Here is a 23864-nt window from a genome sequence, read left to right as displayed (position 1 = left end):
ATATGAAAATCAATAATATTTTATTTCGAAAATACATGGCAAAGGCAGGTATGGCCAAACTAACACTGGCTGTACTGGTCATCGTTTTATCGGTGAGCTCTTGCAAAAAATACCTCGATATCGTTCCCGATAATGTGGCTACGATCGATAATGCCTTCACTTTAAGGAACGAAGCCGAAAAATATCTGTTTACCTGTTATTCTTTCTTACCCAAAGATGGAGATCCCTTATTAAATGCTGGTTTTATGGCTGGTGATGAAATCTGGACTTCGCTGGATGAGAGGGAATTTATTTCTTATGGCTGGAGAGCGGCCAGGGGCGGGCAGGGAGCCGAAAATCCATATTTAGATGCATGGAATGGCCGCTATCAGGGCGGTGGTAACGTTTACAACTACAATGATAACCCTGGTGGAGATTATGGTTTGTTCAAAGCCATCAGAAACTGTAATATCTTTTTGGAAAATGTACAGGATCAGAGTAAAATTCCGGATCTGAGTTTAAACGAACGCCAACGTTGGATTGCTGAGGTGAAATTTTTAAAAGCGTATTATAATTTCTACCTGTTACGGATGTACGGCCCGATTCCGATTATCGATACAAACTTAGGCATTAGCGCCAGCGAAGAAGAAGTACGGGTTAAACGTATGCCTTTTGATGAGTGTGTAAATTACGTATCGGGCTTACTGGATGAGGCTATTCCGGGCTTGCCGCAGATTATTACCGATAAAAGCACCGAACTGGGGCGTATTACCAAACCCATTGCATTGGCCATTAAAGCCAAACTTTTATTAACAGCAGCAAGTCCTTTGTTTAACGGAAATACCGACTATAGTAACTTCAGAGATAAAGACGGAGTAATGCTGTTCAATACCGCATACGATGCCAATAAATGGAAAAAGGCTGCTGATGCTGCCAAAGCGGCTATTGATGGTGCTGAAGCTGCTGGCTTTAAGCTATACCAGTTTCCAGGTACTACTTTCAAATTATCTGATACTACACTTAGACAACTTACCATTAAAGGTGCGGTAACAGAGCGTTTCAATGCCAACCTGGAGCATGTTTGGGCAAACCCAAACAGCAGAACTTTTAATATGCAACGGGCAGCAATGCCGCGTTTGGCTTTAACGGTTGTGGTAGGTAGCGCAAGGCAGCAACTGGCCCCGCCGTTAAAAATTGCTGAAATGTTTTACAGCAAAAACGGAGTGCCCATTAACGAAGATAAGACCCTCGATTTTACCAATAAATACACGCTGCGTACAGCAGTTAAAAGCGAACGTTTTTATGTAAAAGAAGGTTATACCACTGCAAGGATCAATTTCGACAGAGAGCCAAGGTTTTATGCCGATTTAGGTTTTGATGGCGGAATCTGGTATAAATACGATAGCCCGACCAATTCCGATGAAGGCACCTTCGTACTGGAAGGTAAATCGAACCAGGTAGCCGGCGCAAACAACTTCGGCTGGTACAACGAAACAGGTTATTTTATCAAAAAACTGGTCGATTGGAATATGATTAACGGTACAAATGGTGCCAGTTACCGCGATTATCCATGGCCGCAGGTAAGAATGGCCGATCTTTATTTAATGTATGCCGAGGCTTTAAACGAAACCCTTGCTGCGCCATCGGTTGATGTTTACGAATACATTAACCGCATCAGAACAAGGGCAGGTTTACCGACCGTACAAAACGCATGGACCAATTTTTCAAACAATCCAGGTAAGTACACCACCAAAGATGGTATGCGCGAAATTATCCAGCAGGAAAGACTGATTGAAATGGCATTTGAAGGAAGTCGCTACTGGGATATTAAACGCTGGAAACGTGCAGCAGAAATGTTTAATCAATCCATTACAGGCTGGAGTGTTTATCAACCAACCGCTTCAGAATATTACCGTGTGAGAACCATTTTTAACCAGAATTTTGTGGCCCCGCGCGATTACTTATGGCCATTAAGAACTTATGATTTAACTGTAAACCCTAAGCTGGTTCAAAACCCAGGTTGGTAGTATTAACTGATGATTAAAAATATTCGATATGAAAAGAATAAATAGAAACCTGTTGTTATTCCTGTTGAGTTTAACAGTAGCCTTTTCGAGCTGTAAGCAGGATGTATTAGGACCGTTAGAAAATAACACCACCCCTCCGGGTAAGGTAGCCAATGTTTCGGTTACCAATGGTCCGGGTAATGCCAGTATTACTTTCAGCTTACCTGCCGATAAAGATTTGTTGTATGTTAAAGCGGTTTATTACCTGGCAAACGGGCAAGAAATGGAAGTGAAAACTTCTTATTATGGCAACACTTTATTAGTAGAAGGCTTTGGCGACACTAATGAACATGAAGTGAAAATTTACGCGGTAAACAGAAGTGAAACGGCTTCTGAACCGACTATTGTTAAGGTTAAACCCCTCGAAAATCCTATTTGGGGTGTTTACCGAAGCCTTAAGGCAGTAGCCGATTTTGGTGGTTTAAACTTTAAAGGAAGTAATCCATCCAAGGCTGATCTGGCAATTGAGGTTTTGGTTTTATCTAAGGGCAAATATGTGCCAACATCGAAAAATATTTATACCGCGGCTATAGATATCGATCAATCGGTAAGAGGACTAGATACCCTGAGCCAGAAATTTGCCATTACCATACGCGATAGATGGTTAAATTATAGCGATACCCTTTTTACTACCTTGAAACCGCTTTACGAAACAGCGCTTCCCAAATCAGGTTACAAAGAAGTTATTCTGCCAACCGATACCCCTCAGGAATATGGTGGTACTGGTGTAGCTAAAATGTGGGATGGTAACATTATCGACTGGCCAAGTGTATGCTTAACCAAGCCATCGGTACTTACCCCGCAATGGGTAACTTTCGATTTAGGTAAAGTGGCAACAATGAGCCGTATTGTGGTTTGGAATTATCCCGAATACTTAAATGCTGGTCGTACCTATTATTATGGCGGTAATTTAAAAGACTTCGAAATCTGGGGAACCGATAATCCACCGGCAGATGGCAGCTTTAACAACTGGGTAATGTTAGGTAAATACAGCTCTACAAAACCTTCTAAAAGTGCTTATGGCGTGCAAACCAGCGAAGATTATGCTTTTGCAAATGCTGGTATCAGCTACAATTTTGCTGTGGGCCTGAAAAAGGTGAGGTACATCCGCATTAAATCCATCAACAATTGGCAGGGTAATACATTCATGAGCGTATCAGAAGTACAGCTTTATGGCGATCCGAGATAATTACTAAACAGAATTTTAGAGATGAATAATCAAAAAACATATATCAGAACCCTAAAACTAGCTTTTATGTTCGCATGGGCAGGCACTTTTATGGCCTGTACCAAATCTGATGATTACAAAAAGTTTACCGAAAAAGGTGAGATTTCTTATACCGGAAAGCTAGATTCGGTAAAAATAATGTCGGGTAGCAACAGGGTGTACATCAGGGGCTTGTTTCTTTCCGACCCGAAAGTAACCCAATGCAAAATATTCTGGAACAACAGGGCCGATTCGGTAGTGATACCTGTAAAGAAAAAATATGCTACCGATACCTTAAAATATTTTGTAGAAAACGTACAGGAAGGCGTGCAGAACTTTCAGATTTATACTTACGATGCAGCCGGAAATAAATCTATTCCGGTATATAAAACCGGAAGATCATATGGCGCAAGGTACCAGTCATCGTTGTTTAACAGGCCTATTGAATCGGCATTTACCAACGCCAGTGGCGCAACTACCATTACCTGGCAAGGTATGGATAGGTTAACCGGAGTATTTGCCACAGAAGTAGAGTACACCAGTTTAACCAATGTAATTAAAAAAATCAGGACCAAAATCGATGAAACCACAACGGCTATACCGGATATTAAACCTGGTACAGGTTTAAGGTACCGTACCCTGTTCTTGCCCGATACCGTTTCTATCGATACCTTTTCTACAGCTTTTCAAACACAGCGTGTAGGAGCTGATATTACGGCAACCTACTTTAAGAACAAGGGAAACCCTTTCATTGCTGCAGCAAGCGGTGGTAGGTGGCGTAATATTGCCGATTGGACTGTTACCGATAACATCCGTAACCATGGCGGTTTAGGTGGTTGGTGCTCTGATCAGGGCGGATGCCTTGCCATGGAAATGGGTTGGGATGGTACTGCACAAATTACCAATGGCAAAATATACCAAACTTTTACGCTTCCGGCAGGTAGCTATAGTTTCGAAATTACCATGGCCAAAAATGAAGCAAAAGATCCGGTTTACATTGTAGCAGCAGCTGGTAATACCCTGCCCGATGTTGCCAATGTGTCCACATCATTAGGCTATACCAACTTCGCCAACAACAAGTTTCAATTTACCTTAACGCAATCAACAACAGTATCAATTGGCTTTCTTGCCACGATGCTGACAGCATCGGGCAATCAGTTTTGGATTGTAAAAGAAGTTACGCTTAAATCTCTCTAATCATTTGTTTTAACATTTAACCATTACAATGGTTAAGTAAATTTATTCCCAGGGCTATCTGAAAAGAAACCCTGGGAATTTTTCTTTAAAAGAATATTAATTTAGTTCCCAAAATCAACTCATGCAAAAACACATTCAAACCTGCCTCATTTTATTATTAACTATTGTTATCCAGTCTTGCGCGGTAAAAAAAGTTAAAGATGTTTCTGCCAAATATGCAACCGAAGGTTATAAATTGGTTTGGAGCGATGAATTTGAAAAAGATGGAGCACCCAATCCAGCCAACTGGACTTACGAAAAAGGTTTTGTACGCAATGAAGAATTACAATGGTACCAGGACGAAAATGCTTTTTGTAAAGATGGTAAGCTAATTATTGAAGCCCGGAAAGAACAAAAGCCTAATCCTTTGTATGTAGCAGGAAGTAAAGACTGGCGCAAAAAGTCTCAAAATATCGAATATACTTCGGCCTGTATCATTACCAAAGATTTGCAAAGCTGGCAATATGGTCGTTTCGAAATGAAAGCTAAAATAGACATTTCAGCAGGCTTGTGGCCAGCATTCTGGACTTTAGGCTTAAAAGGTCGCTGGCCGGCCAATGGCGAAATTGATATAATGGAATATTACAGGGGTAAATTACTCGCAAACATTGCCAGTATGGGTAAAAACGATAAACCCAAATGGTTTAGCAATAGCAAAGCAACCGATTCGCTTGGTGGAAAGAAATGGGCTTCCGAATCTCATACCTGGCGAATGGACTGGGACGAAACAGCTATCAGCCTTTTTGTTGATGATGTTTTAATGAATAAAACCCTACTGAGACAGCTGGAGAATGAAAACGGAACAACGTTCCATCCTTTTAAGCAAAAGCATTATATCCTGTTCGATTTGGCTTTGGGTGGTATGAATGGTGGTGACCTGAATGATACCCGTTTTCCGAACCGGATGGAGGTAGAATATGTAAGGGTTTATCAAAAATAAATATAAAAATGTCGTCATTTCGAGCGAAGTACAACGGAGTCGATAAATCTATTTAAAGATCTCTCCGCTCGCGGCGCTTCAGTCGAGATGACGACTTTTCTATGGAAATTAATTCTGAACCTTAATTTCAGTTCTTCTGTTTATAATTCTGCCTTCTTCGCTGTTGTTGTTGCTAACCGGATTTTTCTCCCCATGGCCAACAACCGCAAAATTAGTTCCGTTTAAACCAGCGTTTACAAAGTAAGATTTTACTGCATTTGCACGGTCAACAGATAATTGCATATTATGTTCCGGCGTTCCTTCTGCCGATGAATAACCGTTAAGTATAAACTTTGTCTCAGGCGATTTTTTCATTTCTGAAACAGCTTTATCTAAGATAGAAAAAGACGATGTTTTTAATACGAACGAATTAAATTCAAACTGAATATTGTCGAGGTTAAAGTTAGGTTTTTCAACTGGAGCAGGTTTTTCTGGCTCTTTTTCAGGTGCCGGAGCTGGTTTTTTCTCTTCAACCGGAGCCGGTTTCTCAACAGGTGCCGGAGCAGGTTTAGCTACCAGTTTTTTTGTTTTGCACGAGTAAAGGCTTAGGGTAAATGATGCAACGAGCGCTGTAAATAAAAGTTTCTTGGTAATGTTCATGTTCTTAGATTAATTTAAGTTTATTGTGTGTTTTGTTGCCAAACATACTAATAAATGATTATAGCTATAACGATGATTTTTAAAAGAACTTATACTACAGCGCCGAAATGCTCAAAAACAAACTGGTTTATACTTTTAAATTGGGCATTAAGTTTAAGAAGGCCTGCGAGTTGGCAGTATATTTCTTTTTATCCAGTTTAAAATAAAATGCCCCTTTTTTCGATCCTGTTTTGTCTTTTTCGGCCAGTTTAATCAGCAAACCTGTTGAAGTAATTTTACGGCTAAAGTTCCGGGTATCGATTTTAGTATCGTTAACTTCTTCAAAAAGAATATGCAGTTGTGGGATGGTAAACTTTTTGGGCAGCATTTCAAACAAAATAGGGTGGAGCGATGCTTTATAGCGCAGCTTTTTCCGTGCATCAGCCACCATTTGGTTATGGTCGAAAATCAGCCTAGGACGTTCGTTAATCAAAAACCACTCTGCTTCATAGTCGTCATTTAACTGCGTTTCATATTTATGGATATCAATCAGTGCAAAATAACCTACCGATAAGGTGCGTTCTATCGGATCGCGCTTCGGCTCACCGTAAATTTGCATCTGTTCCAGGTAAACTCCTTCCAAACCAGTCATTTTTTTCAATACCCGGTTGGCCGCATCATCCGGACTTTCATCTGGCCCAACAAAGCCACCCATTAAACTCCATTTATTTATTTCAGGCTCCAGGCCCCTTTTAACCAATAAAATTTTAAGGTGTTCGCCATCAAAGCCAAATACAATACAATCAACAGCAACAAGGTAATGCTGCTGTCCTGAATATTCAATCATTTCTTAATTCATGTTTTGAACCGTTAATATGTTCAAATTTTCACGAATATAAAAATTATTATTAATTGTCGTTTTGACAATTAATAATAATTTTATAATTTGGCGGCGTAGATAAGTTGTGCTAATCAGGCTGACTGTTCTAACCAATTATATCAAACAAGATGAACCAGACATTCGAACTCGACAGTAATCCGCATACCCGCTTAAATATATTAACGGGCGAATGGATTTTAGTTTCGCCTCACCGTACCAAAAGACCCTGGCAAGGTAAGGTTGAAGATATTACACCTGATAACCGCCCCGAATACGATCCAAAATGCTATTTATGCCCGGGCAATGGCAGGGCAGATGGCGATAGCAATCCCGAGTATACCGAAAGCTTTGTTTTTAATAACGATTTTGCGGCATTGCTTGAAGATACACCTCAAAACGAGATGAACGAGAACGATTTACTCGTAGCCAATAACCAGAGAGGGCTTTGCAGGGTAATCAGTTTCAGCCCAAAACATAACCTTACCTTACCCGAAATGAGTGTTGAGGGCATAACGGCTGTAGTAAATGTTTGGCAAAATGAATTTAATAGCCTGGCCGAAAATGAATGGATCAAATACATCCAGATTTTCGAAAATAAAGGGGAAATAATGGGTTGCAGTAATCCACATCCACACGGACAGATTTGGTCGCAAAGCGATATTCCGCTCGAAATTGCCAAAGAGACCGAACGCCAGAAAACACATTATGCTATCCACAGGAGAAGTTTACTGGGCGATTATTTAAAACTGGAGCTGAAAAAGAATGAGCGTATCATTTTTGAAAATGATCATTTCGTTGTGCTGGTTCCGTTTTGGGCAGTTTGGCCTTACGAAACCATGATTATCAGTAAGCGTCATGTTAACAGCATCAAGTTATTTACGGAGTCAGAAAAGAAATCTCTGGCCGAAGGCATTAAAGTATTAACCACCAAATACGATAACCTGTTCGAAACCTCTTTTCCTTATTCAGCAGGGATGCACCAGGCACCTGTAAATAACGGGTATTATCCCGAATGGCACTGGCACATGCACTTTTATCCGCCATTGTTGCGCTCGGCAACAGTTAAGAAGTTTATGGTTGGTTACGAAATGCTGGCCAATCCGCAACGCGATATTACTGCCGAGTTTGCAGCAAGCAGGTTAAGAGGAATGTCGACCGAACACTATAAAAATATTAAGAAAGATTAAGGAGTGAATTCATGAACGCACAACATTTAAAAAGTACCTTTAAAAAGCTTTTCAATACCGAGCCTATTTTGGTTCGTTCGCCCGGAAGGATTAATATTATTGGCGAGCATACCGATTATAACGAAGGTTTTGTGATGCCTGCGGCCATTAATAAGGCTATTTATGTGGCCATATCGAAAAGAGATGATCACGAAATCCACTTGTTTTCAGAAAGCTATCAGGAATTTGATATTTCATCTGTTAACGATTTAAAGCAATCAGAAAATAGCTGGGCCAATTACATACTGGGTGTGGCCGATCAGTTAAAAGAGCGCGGTTACAAACTGGGCGGATTTAACTTTTACATTGATGGCGATGTGCCTTTGGGTGCCGGTTTATCTTCTTCTGCTGCGGTTGAGTGTGCCACAGGATTTGCCTTAGATCAGCTTTTCTCACTATCAGTACCTAAGATGGATCTTGCCCTGATTGCTCAAAAAGCCGAACAAACTTTTGCTGGCGTTAATTGTGGTATTATGGATCAGTTTGCATCGGTGTTTGGTAAAAAAGACCATGCTATGATGCTCGATTGCCGGTCGATGAAGCACATTTACATTCCTTTAAAACTGGATGGGTATAAACTTTTACTCTTAAATACGAATGTAAAACATGCCCTTTCTGATTCTGCTTACAACAAAAGAAGACAACAGTGCGAGCAGGGTGTAAGTTGGGTAAAGGAACACTATCCTAATGTTAACAGCTTGCGTGATGTAAATTTAGCTATGCTGGAGGAATTTGTGAAGCCAAAAGATGCCGAGGTTTACGCTAAATGCGGCTACGTAGTAGAAGAAATTGGTCGCCTGTTAAATGCAGCTGAGCAATTGGAAAACGGCAATTTAAAAAGTTTGGGTAAACTGATGTTCGAAACGCATGAAGGTTTGAGCGCAGCTTATGAAGTAAGTTGTAAAGAACTCGATTTCCTGGTTGATACGGTTAAACCATTAGATTACGTTTTAGGCGCAAGGATGATGGGCGGTGGTTTTGGTGGTTGCACCATCAATATTGTGAAAGAAGAAAATATCCCTGCCCTGATTGAGGAACTCTCTACTAAATATCAAATGCAGTTTGGACTTAAACTGGATGCTTATACCGTGCAAACTGATAACGGCACCAGCTTGTTTAGCTAAAACAAACCAAATATATAATTACCAATAATTGAATTAAGGGATAAGGCATTTAGTTTTATTCCTTTTTTTATGCCTGGCTTATTGCTCTTTTTCGTTTGCCAGTTTTTTTACCAGCCAGGGTAAACTTAATCCCTGGCCAATTAGCGTAAACAATACCACTGCTACCGAAATAAATATAATGGCATTACGCTGAGGAAAAGCACTTCCATCGGCAAGGGTGGCAGGTAAACCAATGGCAATGGCCAGCGAAACAATTCCCCGCATGCCCGACCAGCTGATGATAAGGCTGTTTTTAAAATCCAGCAATGCAGCTTCCGTAATCCGGTGTTTTCCTTTTTGAAATGCTTTTTGAAGGTTTATTTTTTGCAGAAAAACACGGGCCATCCTCAGCAGCAAAGCAACAATGGTAATCACCAGCGAGTAACCGATGTAAGGTAAAATATAGGCTTGATTGATGCTCTTGTACACATGAGGAAATTGCAGACCAATTAAAATAAAAATCAGTCCGTTTAAAAGGAAAATAATGATATCCCAGATGTTTTTAGATTGGTTTTTTAGCTGCTCGGGGAATACCTGGTTGCTAAACCTCGAAATCCCCAAACCTAAAATTACCACTGCAATAACCCCTGATACGTGAACTTCTTCAGCAATTAAATAAGTTACAAAAGGCATTAACAACATGAAACTTATGGTCGCCAAACGGTTATCATGAATTCTTTTGAGTATAAAAGCTAGAATTCTCGCCATTACCATTCCGGTTATAAAACCACCAGCCATTAAAATAGCGAACGATAACGATGCTTTCCAGAATACAAAAGCAGTTCCGGTTACGGCAGCTACTGCAAAGCGGTAGGCTACCAATGCCGACGCATCATTTACCAGGCTTTCACCCTCTAAAATTGTATTTGTTTTGTGCGATAGGCCAAGGTCTTTGGTAATACTCATGGCTGCAACTGCATCTGTAGCCGATAAAATAGCGCCTAATACAAAAGAAACTGGCCAGCTCATGCCCGGAATCATGTAGTGCGCTACCACTGCAATACCAATTGCGGTAATAAAAACCAAACCAATTGATAGCGTTGCAATGGTGTTAATGTTGGTTTTAAACTCTTTAAAGGAAATGTTAAAAGCAGCATCGTAGAGCAGCGGGGGGAGGAAGATTAAAAAAATAATTTCCGGATTAATATCAATTGGCCGTAAAGCCGGTATAAAACCAACCGCTATTCCTGCAATAATTAATAAAACCGGGTAGGGAATTTTAATATGGTCGGCAACTGATGAAAGGCCAATCATCACAACTAAAATAAATATAACGATGGTGTAATTTTCCATAGCAGGGCTTAACTGGCTTGCAAAATATGGCTTTGAAACTGATTTGCAAAAGTTACAGTCAAAAAACGTTGCGGAGCTTAGGAATATTTAAATGCAACGATTCCTTATTGCAAGGAAAAAGCAGCTATTGCCAGTAAGAAATTCAGTAAGGATATAGAAATGGTGATGCCATACTGTTCAGGTACAATTACAACACGGCTTAATGGTAGGCTAAACAGTTTAGGCTCTGAACAATAAAATTATCGCTGTAAACGTGGTCTTTTGGTTTTAAAAGGTTGGCTTGCTTTTGGCTTAACAGGTTGAGTTTTGTTTTCTTCCTCCGAAATTTTAACCGTTATGATATTGCCTTTAAACGATTCTCCATTTAGGGTAGAAACAATGTTTTTGGCATCTGCAAGACTAAAGATTTCTAAAAAAGCATAGCCTTTGCACTTTCCTGTAGCTCTATCGCGAACAACTTTAATTGTTTCCACTCTGCCATGAAGGCTAACAAAAATTGCCAGATCCATCTCTTGGATGTTGTCAGGGAGGCCACCTATAAAAATCTTAACCATTTGTACTGTTATTTTTCGAACATAGACCAAAACGATTCTCTATCCTGAGCTGTTCTTTTAGGTCTGCAAAATAAGTAAAATGACCCGTTTCCCCAAACTAATTGCTTAAAAACTGCTCGGTTTTAACATTATTTTATAATTGATACTGATAAATATTGGTGTAGAGTATTAGAAAATGTACATTCGTTATCTAATCATAAAAACCCGTCCTGCTATATGAGTCTCAATAAGTTAAAATCCTTATCTTTTATTGCTTTATTGCTGTTTTCTTCGCCTTTAGTACAAGCAAAAATTATTTTGCCTGCGGTATTTAGCGATAATATGGTTTTACAGCAAAAAACAAATGCTGCTATTTGGGGTAAGACCGATGCCGGCAAAGCTGTGAAAATAACCGTATCATGGAATAAAATTAATTACGGTGCCATTGCCGATGCTATTGGAAACTGGAAAATCAAAGTGGCTACACCGGCTTTTGGTGGGCCGTATACCATTACCATTTCTGATGGCGAAACGCTTGTGCTCAACAATGTTTTAATTGGCGATGTTTGGATTTGCTCAGGGCAATCGAATATGGAAATGCCATTAGCCGGCTGGGGTAAAATTTTAAACTATGAAAAAGAAATTGCCGATGCCAAATATCCCAATATCCGCTTATTACAGGCCGATCATATTACCAGCAATGTCCCGTTGAGCGATGCGAAGGTGGCCAATGGGGGCTGGCAGGAGTGCAACCCAAAATATGTTGCAGGATTTTCTTCTACGGCTTATTTCTTTGCCCGCCAGATTTACGAGAAAACTAAAATCCCAATCGGATTAATCCATACCTCATGGGGCGGTACCATTGCCGAAGCGTGGACCAGTGCCGAATCATTAAAAAAGATGCCCGATTTTGCTGCTGCTGTTGATAAAATTCAAAAATCGGTTAAAAATCCGTCGCCGCTTACTTACGAAGAAAAAGTTAAAAACTGGGTTAAAACCATTAATGAAAAAGATACTGGCTACGTAAACGGGGAAGCCAAATGGGCAGTTGCAGATGTAAATGGCTGGAAGAAAATGACCATTCCTACTTTATGGGAAGATGCTTCACTTAAAAATTTCGACGGTATTGTATGGTTTACCAAAAAAATAAACATACCAGAAAATTGGAAAAAAAATGGCACTAAACTTAATTTAGGCACTATTGATGATAACGATATCACTTTTGTAAATGGCGTAAAGGTTGGCGAAACCGAAGGCTACAATGTTGGACGTGTATACACTTTACCTGCCGATTTATTGAAAACAGGCGAAAACACTATTACCGTGCGCGTATTTGACAGCGGCGGTGGTGGTGGCATTTATGGCGAAACCAAAGATTTAAACCTGAGCAATTCAAGCGGTGAGCAAATTGCTTTAACCGGCGACTGGAGCTATAAAGTTGGTCTCGATTTAAAAAAAGCAGAAGCCATGCCTTTCGAAGAAAATGGCCCGAACAGGCCTACGGTGCTTTATAATGCCATGATGCATCCTTACATTCAGTTTGCCATTAAAGGTGCTATTTGGTACCAGGGAGAAAGTAATGCCGACAGGGCTTATCAGTACCGTGAGTTGTTTTCAACCATGATTAAAGACTGGCGTCAAAAATGGGGGCAAGGCGATTTCCCTTTTTATTTTGTACAACTGGCTAATTTTATGCAGGCAGACCAGGTTCCTGTCGAGTCTGCCTGGGCCGAACTGCGCGAAGCCCAGCTAAAAACACTTGCGCTGCCCAATACAGGCATGGCTACCATTATCGATATAGGCGAAGCCAAAGATATTCACCCTAAAAACAAACAAGAGGTAGGTAGGAGGCTGGGATTGATTGCTTTAGCAAAAACCTATGGTCAGAAAATTAACTTTTCAGGACCGGTTTATCAATCGCAAAAAGCGGAAGGAAAACAAATTACATTAACTTTTAGTAATATCGGGAACGGACTTAAAGCCGGCGATGGAGCTGAACTTAAAGGTTTTGCTATTGCTGGTGCAGATAAGAAATTTTATTGGGCAAAGGCTGTAATAAAAGGAAACCAGGTGGTGGTAAGCAGCAGCGAAGTGACCAATCCGGTAGCTGTTCGTTATGCCTGGGGAAATAACCCTGTTTGCAATCTGGTTAGCAACGATGGTTTACCCGCTTCACCATTCAGAACCGATACCTGGCAGGGAATAACTTTTGGAAAGAAGTAACTTTTCGGTTTGCTGTAAATTTGTGCAATTTGTGTGTTTAAAAACGTGCAATTGAGGCAATTATTAAAGAGCCACATTTTTTTGTGGCTTACTTTATATTTTTACAGCATAACCGGAAATTATGCCAAATACTTTATCCGATCAGGAAACCATTCTCCTGATTGCTGATCTCGAAGAAAAATTACTTGATGGAGTTAAAAAAACGGATCTTGGAATATTAGATTTGTTATTTGCCGATGGAATGATTTTTCACGATCACTATGGCAATGTATTAGATAAAGAAATGGATATGGATTCCTATCGCAATGGCCTGGTTTCAATCCATAAAATCAACGTATCCAAGCGCGAGATACGTGTTTTCGACTCTATTGTTGTGGTTTCGGCCAGTCTTTTTATAAAAGGTAAATATGCCAATATACTGCTTAACGGTAAATATCAATGGCTAAGGGTATGGGCAAAGGTACAGGAAGACTGGAAAGTGATTTCGGCCAGCTGTACCAGCATTTCCATTTAATTAATGAGCTTAAAAAAAGAACGGGGAATAACCATTAAGGCTATCCCCCGATTCTAAATTAACGCTCTCTGGTACTAATATAGAACTAATCTCAACTTTCTCCAAAAACCTCGCACACTCCGGGCAACCAGGCAAAGCCTGATGCATCTGGACCTGGTTAATATCCGTGTTTAAGTGTAAACCCTACACCTGCAAGTTGTAAATGTTTTTTTCCATTCTGAATGAGTTTTATTGAAGAGGCTATCTGCAAAAGGAAAAGCTTTCGATCGGAATTATTTTTAAACAGCTTACTAAATCGTTTTAATATTCTGTCAAAATAATTATTTTTATAAAAAAATAGCTAACCAATTAACCGCTTTATGAAAAGAATAGTAAAACCACTTTTTTTCCTAGTTTCCTGTCTATCAATCCATACTTCGCAAGCACAAAGTTTAAACGAGTTTAATAAAGCACCTCTTAAGCAAGATGTTTATGTACAATTGCCAATAGGCAGTATTAAGGCTAAAGGGTGGTTGTTAAAGCAACTTGAGGAGCAGCGCGATGGTGCTACCGGAATGGCAGAAGAACTATATGCGGCAAAAGACGATTTGGGTAAGAATACCGATTGGTTGGGAGGCGATGGCAACAGCTGGGAGCGTGTACCATACTATGTTAAAGGTTTGGTGGCCTTAGCTTATACCCTTGATGATGCCGGCTTGAAAGCAAAAGCACAGAAATATATCGATTGGACATTAAATAGCCAGCAAGTCAATGGTTTGTTTGGGCCGGTTAAAATGAAAGACTGGTGGCCGCGTATGCCCATGATGTATGCTTTACAAAACTATTACGAAGCTACAAATGATAGCAGGGTAGTCCCTTTTTTAACTAAATACTTCAAATATCAGCTGGCCAATCTCGATGCCGAACCATTAAAAGAATGGGCAAAATCAAGAGCAGGAGATAATATGGAAATCGCCATCTGGCTTTATAACAAAACTGGCGATCAGGATTTACTAAAACTGGTAGAAAAACTGAAGCAACAGGCTTACCCATGGATTGACATTTACACCAACAATGGATTTTACTTTTATGGCGATGATTTCCAACCCAAACACATGGTTAATGTGGCCCAGGCGCTAAAGTTTCCGGTGGTTTATGCACAGTTTCACGATAGTCCGGCTAATACTGCTGCCTTTTCTAAAGGGATTGCGCATATCATGCACGATCATGGCCAACCAGAAGGTCTGGGCTCAGGAACAGAATTTCTGGCTGGTACAAGCAGCATCGAAGGAGTAGAAACTTGCACGGTAGTAGAGTGGATGCAAAGCCTGGAAACGGCTGCCAAAATTATCCACGAGGCTAACATTGGCGATCAGCTCGAAAAAGTGGCTTTTAATGCATTACCTGCACAGTTTAGCCGCGATTTTAAAAACCACTCTTATTATACTTTGCCCAACCAGGTTCAGAGTGTACATGGCGAACACGGTTTTAACCAGGATTATGGTTCGGGGATTATTTCAAGTCCATATTCGGGCTACGGCTGTTGTCGCTACAATATGCACATGGGCTGGCCTTATTATGTGAAAAACAGTGCTGTAGCAACTCCCGATAAAGGTATCGCCATTATAACCTACGGACCAATGGAAATAGAGACTTTCGTTAACGGGAACCAAAAAATAAAAATTACCGAAACTACTAATTATCCTTTCGAAGAACAGATTAATTTAAATGTGTCACTTTCATCCGCTGAAACTTTTCCACTGGTATTGCGGGTACCCACCTGGGCTTTAAAACCTGTAATTAAGTTAAACGGAAAGGTTTTAACTGGCGTAAAAGCAGGCGAGATGTTTAAAATCCAGCGCCAATGGCAAAATAACGATCAGCTTGAACTTAATTTCCCGATGGAAGTGGGCAGCGAGCAACAGGTAAATAACGCTGTAAGCATCACGCGTGGGCCAATCGTTTATGCCCTCGAAATTAAATCAGCGAATAAAGTAACCAAAACACATGCTGTTGCAGGTTTCACCGATTATGAAATCCGTCCCGAATCGCCCTGGAATTACGGATTATCACTAAACAATGGTAAACTGGCTAGCAACTTCAGGATTGTAAAATCAGCCATGACCGAAAATCCATTTATTGCATCTACTTCGCCGGTTAAATTAAAAGTGCAGGCCAAAAAGATTCCTTCCTGGGGCTTATCTTATCATAAAATGGCGGCCTTCGATGTACCTTTTAGTCCGGTACTTTCAACAGAGCCTGATGAAGAAGTAACTTTAGTGCCTTACGGATCGGAAAATATCCGTTTAAGTTGTTTCCCAGTAATCGGAACACCAAAAAAAACGACCAAAAGCCTGACCGAAAATTTTGATCAGGGTATGCCTGGTAACTGGGTGTTTTATGGTGGAGGCTGGTTTTGGAAAGATGGCCAGGTTAATGCCGCTTCAAATGCTGGCTCAGGTGGTTTTGGTATAAACGGATCTAAATATGTAGCCAATGGTACCGATTTTAAAGATTTTACCTATCAGGCCGATGTTAAGATCAATACTCTCGGCGATGCTGGTTTAATGTTCAGGGTTTCCGACCCGGCAATTGGTCCCGATGCTTACCAGGGTTATTACGTAGGTTTAGATCAGCCCAATGGCAACGTGATTTTTGGTAAAGCCAATGGCCAAAAGTGGGAACTGCTAAAAACCGAAAAATATCCGGTAGAAATGAATAAAATGTATACCTTAAAAGTAATTGCTAAAGCCGATAAATTTGATATTTTTGTTAACGGTGCTGCTAAACCGGTTCTTTCTGTAACCGATAGCCAGTACCAGTCGGGTAGTATTGGGTTGAGGACTTATAAAGCGTTGGCCAGTTTCGATTCGGTAAAGATTAACGCTTTTTAACATCCTTTAAATCCCATATATAACTTTGCGGCAAGAAATTTGTTAATGTAATTGCTATAAAACAATATAATTATGAAATTATACAAATCAATCCCAATAATGCTTTTTACTGTGGCACTTGCCGCAGGTTGTGTAAGTAATAAGAAATATGCAGAACTTCAGGATACTTACGCTAAGTTGAGAGAAAGAAACCAGGAGTTGAGTAATAAATACCAGGATAGCCAGCGCGAATTGAGCGGAAGCACCAGTAGGGTAAAAAGTTTAGAAGAACAGATCGCTTCAGAAAGGTCGAATGTTAAGGCTTTACAAGATGCCTTAAATAAATGTTTAAATTCGAGTAACCAGGGTAATGTAAATATCTCCAAACTGGTTGATGAGATTAACAGTTCGAATAAATACATTAAGCAGCTGGTGAATGCCAAAAATAAAAGCGATTCGCTTAATATGGTGTTAACTAACAATTTAACCCGTTCATTAAGCCGCGAAGAATTAGGGGATGTAGATGTTCAGGTGCTTAAAGGTGTGGTATATATATCGCTGGCTGATAATATGCTTTATAAATCAGGTAGTTATGAGGTTTCTGATAAAGCAGGCGAAACATTAAGTAAAATCGCTAAAATTATTAAAGATTACGATACCTACGATGTGCTGATTGAAGGTAATACCGATAACGTGCCTATTGCACAAACCAATATTCGCAACAACTGGGATTTAAGTGCCCTGCGTGCTTCATCTGTTGTACAGGTACTGCAAACCAAATACGCTGTCGATCCGAAAAGATTAACAGCAGGAGGACGCGGTGAGTTTAATCCGATTGCAGATAACAGTACGGCAGGAGGTAAAGCGAAGAACAGGCGTACCCAGATCATTATTACACCTAAATTAGATCAGTTTATGGATTTAATTGGTAAAGCTCCGGAGCAATCTCAGAAATAAATTCAGTTTTATAAAATCGATAAAGAGGCAGTCCATTTTTGGGCTGCCTCTTTTGTGTTACAAATTCACCGTAAACCTAATATTTTATTAATTTTGCGGCTCCTTATCAAAAGATCATGAGAAAACGAATTAGGAGGCATTATCGTACCGCAAAATATATAGTTTATAAAGAAACCTTAATTGATTTTAAAGAGCACCTCTGGACATTTATAGGCGCTTTTCTGGGGATTGCCATCATGGGGTTGCTCAATTCTAAATACTATACCGCTTACGATAATCTGTTTATAATTGGTTCTTTCGGCGCATCATCAGTGCTTATTTATGGTATTATTAATAGTCCGCTGGCACAACCACGTAATTTAATTGGCGGGCATGTAGTCTGTGCACTCGTAGGAGTAACCATTCACAAATTGATTCCCGGCGAACTCTGGCTGTCATCGGCACTTTCAGTGGCGCTATCTATTGTATTAATGCAGATTACCAAAACCCTGCATCCTCCGGGAGGGGCAACAGCATTGATTGCCAACATTGGCTCGCCAAAAATCCAGTCGTTAGGCTACCTGTATGTGCTTAGTCCGGTATTAACCGGTGCCTTAATTTTATTACTGGTGGCCATTTTCGTTAACAACAGAACTTCGCACAGAAGTTATCCTAATAATAAAAAATGGTATAGAGTGTGGCACAGGTATCGCCGTTAGGTCAATCTGTACGCCTAATTTTAGAAAAGTACACTGTTCAGTAACCTAAGAATTAGGCACTGAAAGGTTTTTCTTTTGCTGGCTTAAGTAAGCCGTTATTTGCTGTAAAGTAATACATCTGGTTGCTCTTACAGCAGATTTGAGTGCCTCCGAGGAAACACCCAGGCGGTTGGCCCAGTAATTTCGATCTGTTTCTTCCGACAATAAGATAATTTCGTCTTGAATACCAGTGGTTGGGTTGAGATTTTCCATGTTCGCGATAATTAATTTATAAAAACAGTAATAATCAGACTTTGATTTGCATTCGTTTTGGCGTCTTGCTTACACAACGTGCTGTATTCACCCTCGATCGGCACTTAATTGTGTAATCACACACCAATAAAATATAATTGAATACTCAACTGGACATGAATATTGAGCTCAGTTTATTAAGCTGCTTTGATGCGATAAAAGTAATTTATTTTATTGATAATAACAAGCTGTAAAGCAGTTAGTTAAAATATTTTTGGTAAAACGTTTTTCTAATCAGGTTAAATAAATTGCTGATTTTCAGGTGGTAATTTTATTTCTGAACAATGTTTTTAAACTAACCGTACATTTTGGTATTATTAATTCGTTTTAGTAAAAATAAAATAATCAGTACAACGTAAAGTTGTGCAATTTTTATGATTTATGTATTTTTAATGATACGTAAATTAACTATAATTGTTAATTATTTATTGAATTATTCTTTTTTAATGGGCGATAAGAGAAGGGGAGAGATTGTAGAGATTGATTTTGAACAGGGGCTGGGTACCATCATAGATGAAAACGGTCAGGATATTCAGTTTCAGTTAGATGAAATCTCCGATCAGGTTAATCTGAATGCTAAGGTGTTTTTCGAAATTGATTTAGGTCAAAGTGGTTTGGTCGCAATTAAAGTCGAATATGAAAAAGTCGGAATATCCGGCTGATTGTTTAATGCGTGTAAGATAATGTAACCTGTTCTTCTACCGGCAGGCTAAAATAAAACGTAGAACCTTTCCCGAATTTACTTTCTACCCATATTTTTCCCTCGTGCCTTTTGATAATTTCAGCGCAAATGTACAATCCAACGCCAAAGCCTGCAATTGTTTTGGTCACCGCGCTATCTACCCTGAAAAAACGATCGAAAAGTTTTGGTATATTATTTTCTTTAATCCCAATGCCCTCATCTTCTACACTAATAACTACCTGGGCGTCTATTGTTTCACATTTTATGGCAATTAAAGAATCTTTTTTAGAGTATTTGGCTGCATTGCCAATCAGATTACTGATTACATTGCCAATTTTTTCCATATCGGCATTTACAAATGTTTGTTCTAAGCCAATTACCTGTATAAAATGACTGGGTAGAACGAGTCTGTTTTCTTCAGCAATAGTTTTAATTAAGGCAATCATATCGAAATCGGTCTTGTTCAATAAAATCTTGCCCGATTCTAATAATGAAACATTAAGGAAGCCATCAATCATTAGCGACATTCTTTTTAATTGGAGATTTACCTTGTCAAGTGTTTCAATAGCGAAATCATGATTGGTTTCCTTTAGTTTATACTGCAAAAGCTGTACGTAGGCACTTAGCGATGTTAATGGAGTTTTAAGTTCGTGACTAACCATTCCGATAAAATCATTCTTTCTGATTTCATCCTGTTTATGTTCGGTAATGTCTAAAACTGCCCCAGCAATATACACGGGTTTTCCTTCCGCATTATAGTATGCTTTACCGGCAGTTCTTAGCCACTTGGTTTTGTTGGCAGAGCCTTTGATCTTAATCTGGTATTCTACATTAAAGGCTGTTCGGTTGTGCAGTGCTTTACGGATACTGCTCGAAAGGAATTCGATATCTTCTTCTGCAATTAACTCTTTGGCTTCTTCCAACCCCATGCGGTTATTTTCCAATTCATAAATTTGCTGTGCCCGCTCAGATAAAAGTACTTTTTTGCTTTCAAGGTCCACGTTCCACGAACCCATCTCCGAAGCATCCATGGCTAGTTTTAAGATGTCTTTTGCTTTTAAAAGCTCTTTCTTGAAATTTACTTCTTCGGTTATATCTTTAATGATAGCTAAAATCCGTGTAACCTCATTTTTGTCATTTTTCAGGGGTTGGTACAAGGCTACAAAGTACCCGTCAAATACCGCAGTCGAAATTTTTAACTCATTGATTGTTAATGGTGATCCGGTTTTGAAAATCTCTTTCACACGGTTTAATATCTGCCTTTGTTGAGCCAGTTCGGGGCGGGCCTGCTCCTGCGGAATCCCGATTACTTCTTTTCTTGTTTTTCCCCAAAGCTTTAAAATGTTATCGTTGGCATATTCAGTAACAAGATCAGTGCCTCTTAGCACGCACATGCCTAAGGGAGCCTGTTCAAAGAACCCCCTAAACCTGGTTTCGCTTTCTGACAGCTCAAACAAAATATGCTCCAGGTCATTTTCGTTAATCGGGACTTCTTTTAATGAGCAGATAATATATTCGACAGGCTGGCTGTTCTGTAGCACAGGAGAGAATTCCAGCTCCCACTTTACGTTCGGTGAATTAGAATAAATGGGATGTATGACCAGGTTAATTTGTTTTTTTTGTTCACTTACCTGTTGTACCGCATTAATTAACAAATCTCTTTCCTCATCCGATAGAAGTGTTGGTATAATATCTACATCGTAAAATTTTAAATTTCCTCCAATACGTGCAATTAAGGCCCGGTAAGCATCGTTATGTTCTATAACAACCAGTAAAGGCTTAATTTTAAAAATAATTATTGGGTTATGAGCATGTTTTAATAAGGCTTTTAGCAGGGATGAGGTTAAGTCTATCATAATTTGATTCACGCTTATCCAAATATAACCGTTAACCAGCTAATCACCAACCAATTTATATCAATAGCATCATATTATCATTAAATGTGCTTCTAGTAGCAGGGAAAACATGTTTTTCTCATTGACAAATGTTTTTTTAAGGTTCTTTTTTTTACTTTTTTTATTGAAATGATCTTTCGAACAAACAATTTTTATCGATATGTGTTTCATGAAGGGTCGGTGATATGTTGTATATCTCTCACGCGGCAACAATAACATTTAGTTAAGCTAATGAATCCCGAAAAAAAATATACTTTAAATAAGTGGGGGATCTTTAATGGATTTTCGCCATTGATTACAGTCTTTAGGTCATACCATGATTTAACTCCCGAAATAGAGTACTTTATTAATCAGCATACTTTTCCCGTTATTTTTAAAAAAAATAAGTTTATCTCTTCACCCTTGCACCGCAACGAATATGCATATCTCATTGTTAAAGGTGTTGTTCGGGGGTATTTGAAAGATGACAAAAAGGAATTTACAACCTGGATTGCTAAAGAGGGCGAGCTGATTGGCAGCTCATACAGTTTCGGCAATTGGAACAAATCTATTGAAGAATATATTCAGGCTTTAGAAGAAGTGGAGGCTGTTGCTATACCTTACGATATTTATGTACAGCTATACGATATTGATCATATTACCAATTATATCGGACGAAAAATTATCCAGCTCCATTACTTTCAGTCATGCGAAAGGGCATTGATTTCAAGATTGCAAACTGCCGAAAAGAAATACATCCGTTTTATGCAATCTTATCCAGGTTTGGTAAGTAGGGTAGGCTTAAAATATATTGCCTCTTTTCTTGGCATTCGCATAGAAACACTAAGCCGGATCAGATCCAGATTAATAATAAGTACTACTGTTACAACTTAGGCTATTTACTGTTAATTAAGGCTTTATTTTGGTGTTATTTTAAAGTAAAAAAAATGTAAAGAAAACAAAGTAAATCCTTGACTCATTTTTTAGTTGTAGCGCTATATTTCTCTAAATCGACTAATTTGTAATACACATTATTTGAATTTTAAGCCCTAAATGAGTGATTTTTAAGGTTGAAAATGATTTTTGTGTATTTTTTTATAAAATTATTGTATTAATAATCAGCTTGTTATGTTTTATTTTTAATTAAAGAACGTCATTTATACGATTTAACATTTCTTACTTACATTTTTTTAAAAATTTATATATATTTGTTCTTACCCTTTCGAGGGTATGTTTTTCATAGGTAGATGTAGGGTCAGAACATTGTTCTGGCCCTTTTTTATTTTTAATCAATTCAGAAAACCTACTTTTGTTTTATGGTTAAAAAGAAAGTGATAGTGGCGGTTACAGGTGCCAGTGGTTCGGTTTATGCTAAAGTGTTGTTCGGTGAGTTCTTAAAACTGAAAGAGCAGATTAGTGCGGTAGGAGTGGTAATGAGCGATAACGCAAAAAAGGTTTGGGAATACGAGCTTGGAAATCAGGATTACAAACATTTTGCTGATTTTAAATTTTACAGTAAAAATGATTTTAATGCGCCCTTTGCTTCTGGTTCGGCAAAGTACGATACCATGATAATTGTACCCTGCTCAATGGGTACTCTGGGCCGCATTGCGCATGGCATTTCTAACGACTTAATTACGAGGGCTGCTGATGTAATTCTGAAAGAACGCAGGAAACTGATTGCAGTAGTACGCGATACACCTTTTAGTTTAATCCACATCAACAACATGAAAACTGTGACCGAAGCCGGTGGAATTATTTGTCCAGCAAACCCATCGTTCTACAGTTTACCCAAAACAATTGAAGAAGTTGCCGGTACGGTAATTAGCCGGGTTTTGGATTTGGCAGGCTTCGAGCAGGAAAGTTACCGCTGGCAGGAAAAGTAGTTGGCAGTTTGCTAAACTTTAAATATTTTTGACTGATTTAAACCAACATTCATGAAACTATTTTTACGCTCTTGCTTATGCTGCGCATCGTTATGTGCTTTTTTTTTCCAGTGTTAGCGCACAGGATTTTCTGATTACTTCAGAAAATGATACCCTAAGAGGAGAAATTAAGAAGCAATTTATTAGCTTTTACAGATTCAAACCAGAGGGGGCAACTAATTTTAATAAAATTAAGATTAATGAAACTAAAGAATTTTATAAAGCTGAAAAGGAGATTAACTATCTGATTAAACTACGTCCGGAAAAAAGAAGCCCTGATTTTTTACAAAGATTAGTTAGGGGTAAAATTGATTTGTTTGAGTATTACAGGCAGACTGGGAATAATAAGGTTGATATTGTTTGGTATGCTAGTAAAGAAAATGGAGAATTGCTGGAGGTAAAAAGCAATCACGTCTTTGGCGCACGAAGTGAACGCAAAGATAAGTTGTATAGCCTAATCGGTGATAAGCCTGAATTGCTCGAAAAGTTTAAGAAAGATGATAGTTACAGTTTTGATGCTGTAAAAGAATGCATCAAATCATATAATGCAAATTAAATCAATCAATTCCAATGTTTAAGCCTGTTTTTATGCTAGCCATCCTGCTAGCATCTGGTATATTCCTATCTGGATGCGAAAAAAGAGCATGTCCGGAAGGGATGCATGAGCAGCGATTGAAAGATGGTGCTACGATATGTGTTCCAAATAA

At 39.0% G+C, this 23864-nt stretch carries 21 protein-coding genes; 15 read left to right on the top strand and 6 right to left on the bottom strand.

The genetic code is table 11. The features are described from left to right. Positions 1–2: 2 nt before the first annotated feature. The 4 genes from DBR40_RS08330 to DBR40_RS08315 all read left to right on the top strand — a co-directional run bounded on the left by DBR40_RS08330 (position 3) and on the right by DBR40_RS08315 (position 5428). Positions 3–2006 (top strand): RagB/SusD family nutrient uptake outer membrane protein, encoded by a 2004-nt coding sequence (locus DBR40_RS08330; protein WP_233603834.1) that lies wholly within the window; start codon positions 3–5, stop codon positions 2004–2006. A gap of 28 nt (positions 2007–2034) precedes the next feature. Beyond that, complete coding sequence (locus DBR40_RS08325) at positions 2035–3234, top strand: DUF5000 domain-containing lipoprotein (protein ID WP_124559277.1); 1200 nt, start codon at positions 2035–2037, stop codon at positions 3232–3234. 21 nt (positions 3235–3255) lie between these two features. Continuing rightward, the gene (locus tag DBR40_RS08320; protein ID WP_124559276.1) at positions 3256–4449 is read left to right on the top strand and encodes a DUF4998 domain-containing protein; all 1194 of its coding nucleotides are present in this window, start codon (positions 3256–3258) and stop codon (positions 4447–4449) included. A gap of 121 nt (positions 4450–4570) precedes the next feature. Continuing rightward, entirely contained in the window at positions 4571–5428 is an 858-nt protein-coding gene (locus DBR40_RS08315; protein ID WP_124559275.1) for a family 16 glycosylhydrolase, read from the top strand. A 108-nt stretch (positions 5429–5536) separates the two neighbouring features. Here DBR40_RS08315 and DBR40_RS08310 read toward each other — a convergent pair whose 3' ends face one another. Both DBR40_RS08310 and DBR40_RS08305 read right to left on the bottom strand, forming a co-directional pair. Continuing rightward, complete coding sequence (locus tag DBR40_RS08310) at positions 5537–6067, bottom strand: OmpA family protein (RefSeq protein WP_124559274.1); 531 nt, start codon at positions 6065–6067, stop codon at positions 5537–5539. A 127-nt stretch (positions 6068–6194) separates the two neighbouring features. Continuing rightward, positions 6195–6893 (bottom strand): NUDIX hydrolase, encoded by a 699-nt coding sequence (locus DBR40_RS08305; RefSeq protein ID WP_124559273.1) that lies wholly within the window; start codon positions 6891–6893, stop codon positions 6195–6197. A 161-nt stretch (positions 6894–7054) separates the two neighbouring features. Here DBR40_RS08305 and DBR40_RS08300 point away from each other — a divergent pair, with 161 nt between their 5' ends. Continuing rightward, positions 7055–8113 (top strand): UDP-glucose--hexose-1-phosphate uridylyltransferase, encoded by a 1059-nt coding sequence (locus tag DBR40_RS08300; protein WP_124559272.1) that lies wholly within the window; start codon positions 7055–7057, stop codon positions 8111–8113. 11 nt (positions 8114–8124) lie between these two features. Continuing rightward, a complete protein-coding gene (locus tag DBR40_RS08295) occupies positions 8125–9276 on the top strand; it encodes a galactokinase (RefSeq protein WP_124559271.1) in 1152 nt (383 codons plus the stop codon). 78 nt (positions 9277–9354) lie between these two features. On the opposite strand, the gene DBR40_RS08290 is transcribed toward DBR40_RS08295, so the two are convergent. Next, entirely contained in the window at positions 9355–10608 is a 1254-nt protein-coding gene (locus tag DBR40_RS08290; RefSeq protein ID WP_124559270.1) for a Na+/H+ antiporter, read from the bottom strand. Between the two features lie 239 nt (positions 10609–10847). After that, positions 10848–11162: an RNA recognition motif domain-containing protein gene (locus tag DBR40_RS08285; RefSeq protein WP_233603833.1), complete on the bottom strand. Its 315-nt coding sequence runs from the start codon at positions 11160–11162 to the stop codon at positions 10848–10850. 216 nt (positions 11163–11378) lie between these two features. On the opposite strand from DBR40_RS08285, the gene DBR40_RS08280 reads away from it, so the two are divergent. From DBR40_RS08280 to DBR40_RS08260, 5 genes are all read left to right on the top strand, one after another. Then, positions 11379–13364 carry a sialate O-acetylesterase gene (locus tag DBR40_RS08280; protein WP_124559268.1) on the top strand — a complete coding sequence of 662 codons (1986 nt, stop codon included), beginning with the start codon at positions 11379–11381 and terminating at the stop codon, positions 13362–13364. Positions 13365–13485: 121 nt separating this feature from the next. Then, on the top strand, positions 13486–13878 hold the full coding sequence (locus DBR40_RS08275; protein ID WP_124559267.1) for a nuclear transport factor 2 family protein: 393 nt from the start codon (positions 13486–13488) through the stop codon (positions 13876–13878). 359 nt (positions 13879–14237) lie between these two features. Continuing rightward, a complete protein-coding gene (locus tag DBR40_RS08270; RefSeq protein WP_124559266.1) occupies positions 14238–16751 on the top strand; it encodes a beta-L-arabinofuranosidase domain-containing protein in 2514 nt (837 codons plus the stop codon). A gap of 72 nt (positions 16752–16823) precedes the next feature. Further along, the gene (locus DBR40_RS08265; protein WP_124559265.1) at positions 16824–17687 is read left to right on the top strand and encodes a flagellar motor protein MotB; all 864 of its coding nucleotides are present in this window, start codon (positions 16824–16826) and stop codon (positions 17685–17687) included. 116 nt (positions 17688–17803) lie between these two features. Continuing rightward, complete coding sequence (locus tag DBR40_RS08260; RefSeq protein WP_124559264.1) at positions 17804–18385, top strand: HPP family protein; 582 nt, start codon at positions 17804–17806, stop codon at positions 18383–18385. Between the two features lie 45 nt (positions 18386–18430). On the opposite strand, the gene DBR40_RS08255 is transcribed toward DBR40_RS08260, so the two are convergent. Continuing rightward, positions 18431–18637, bottom strand: coding sequence for a DUF3606 domain-containing protein (locus tag DBR40_RS08255; protein WP_124559263.1), 207 nt, complete (start codon positions 18635–18637; stop codon positions 18431–18433). A 431-nt stretch (positions 18638–19068) separates the two neighbouring features. Here DBR40_RS08255 and DBR40_RS08250 point away from each other — a divergent pair, with 431 nt between their 5' ends. Then, complete coding sequence (locus DBR40_RS08250) at positions 19069–19338, top strand: hypothetical protein (protein WP_124559262.1); 270 nt, start codon at positions 19069–19071, stop codon at positions 19336–19338. A 4-nt stretch (positions 19339–19342) separates the two neighbouring features. On the opposite strand, the gene DBR40_RS08245 is transcribed toward DBR40_RS08250, so the two are convergent. Further along, entirely contained in the window at positions 19343–21214 is a 1872-nt protein-coding gene (locus tag DBR40_RS08245; protein ID WP_124559261.1) for an ATP-binding protein, read from the bottom strand. A gap of 270 nt (positions 21215–21484) precedes the next feature. Between DBR40_RS08245 and DBR40_RS08240 the strand changes: the two genes are divergently transcribed. The 3 genes from DBR40_RS08240 to DBR40_RS08230 all read left to right on the top strand — a co-directional run bounded on the left by DBR40_RS08240 (position 21485) and on the right by DBR40_RS08230 (position 23713). Beyond that, a complete protein-coding gene (locus DBR40_RS08240; protein ID WP_124559260.1) occupies positions 21485–22126 on the top strand; it encodes a Crp/Fnr family transcriptional regulator in 642 nt (213 codons plus the stop codon). A gap of 422 nt (positions 22127–22548) precedes the next feature. Next, positions 22549–23118 carry a UbiX family flavin prenyltransferase gene (locus tag DBR40_RS08235; RefSeq protein ID WP_124559259.1) on the top strand — a complete coding sequence of 190 codons (570 nt, stop codon included), beginning with the start codon at positions 22549–22551 and terminating at the stop codon, positions 23116–23118. Between the two features lie 94 nt (positions 23119–23212). Next, on the top strand, positions 23213–23713 hold the full coding sequence (locus tag DBR40_RS08230) for a hypothetical protein (RefSeq protein ID WP_124559258.1): 501 nt from the start codon (positions 23213–23215) through the stop codon (positions 23711–23713). Positions 23714–23864 lie beyond the last annotated feature (151 nt).

This window comes from Pedobacter sp. KBW01 (assembly GCF_003852395.1).
Classification (GTDB): domain Bacteria; phylum Bacteroidota; class Bacteroidia; order Sphingobacteriales; family Sphingobacteriaceae; genus Pedobacter.
Note: the sequence above shows the minus strand (reverse complement) of the source record. Positions and strands in the feature narration are given on the sequence as shown.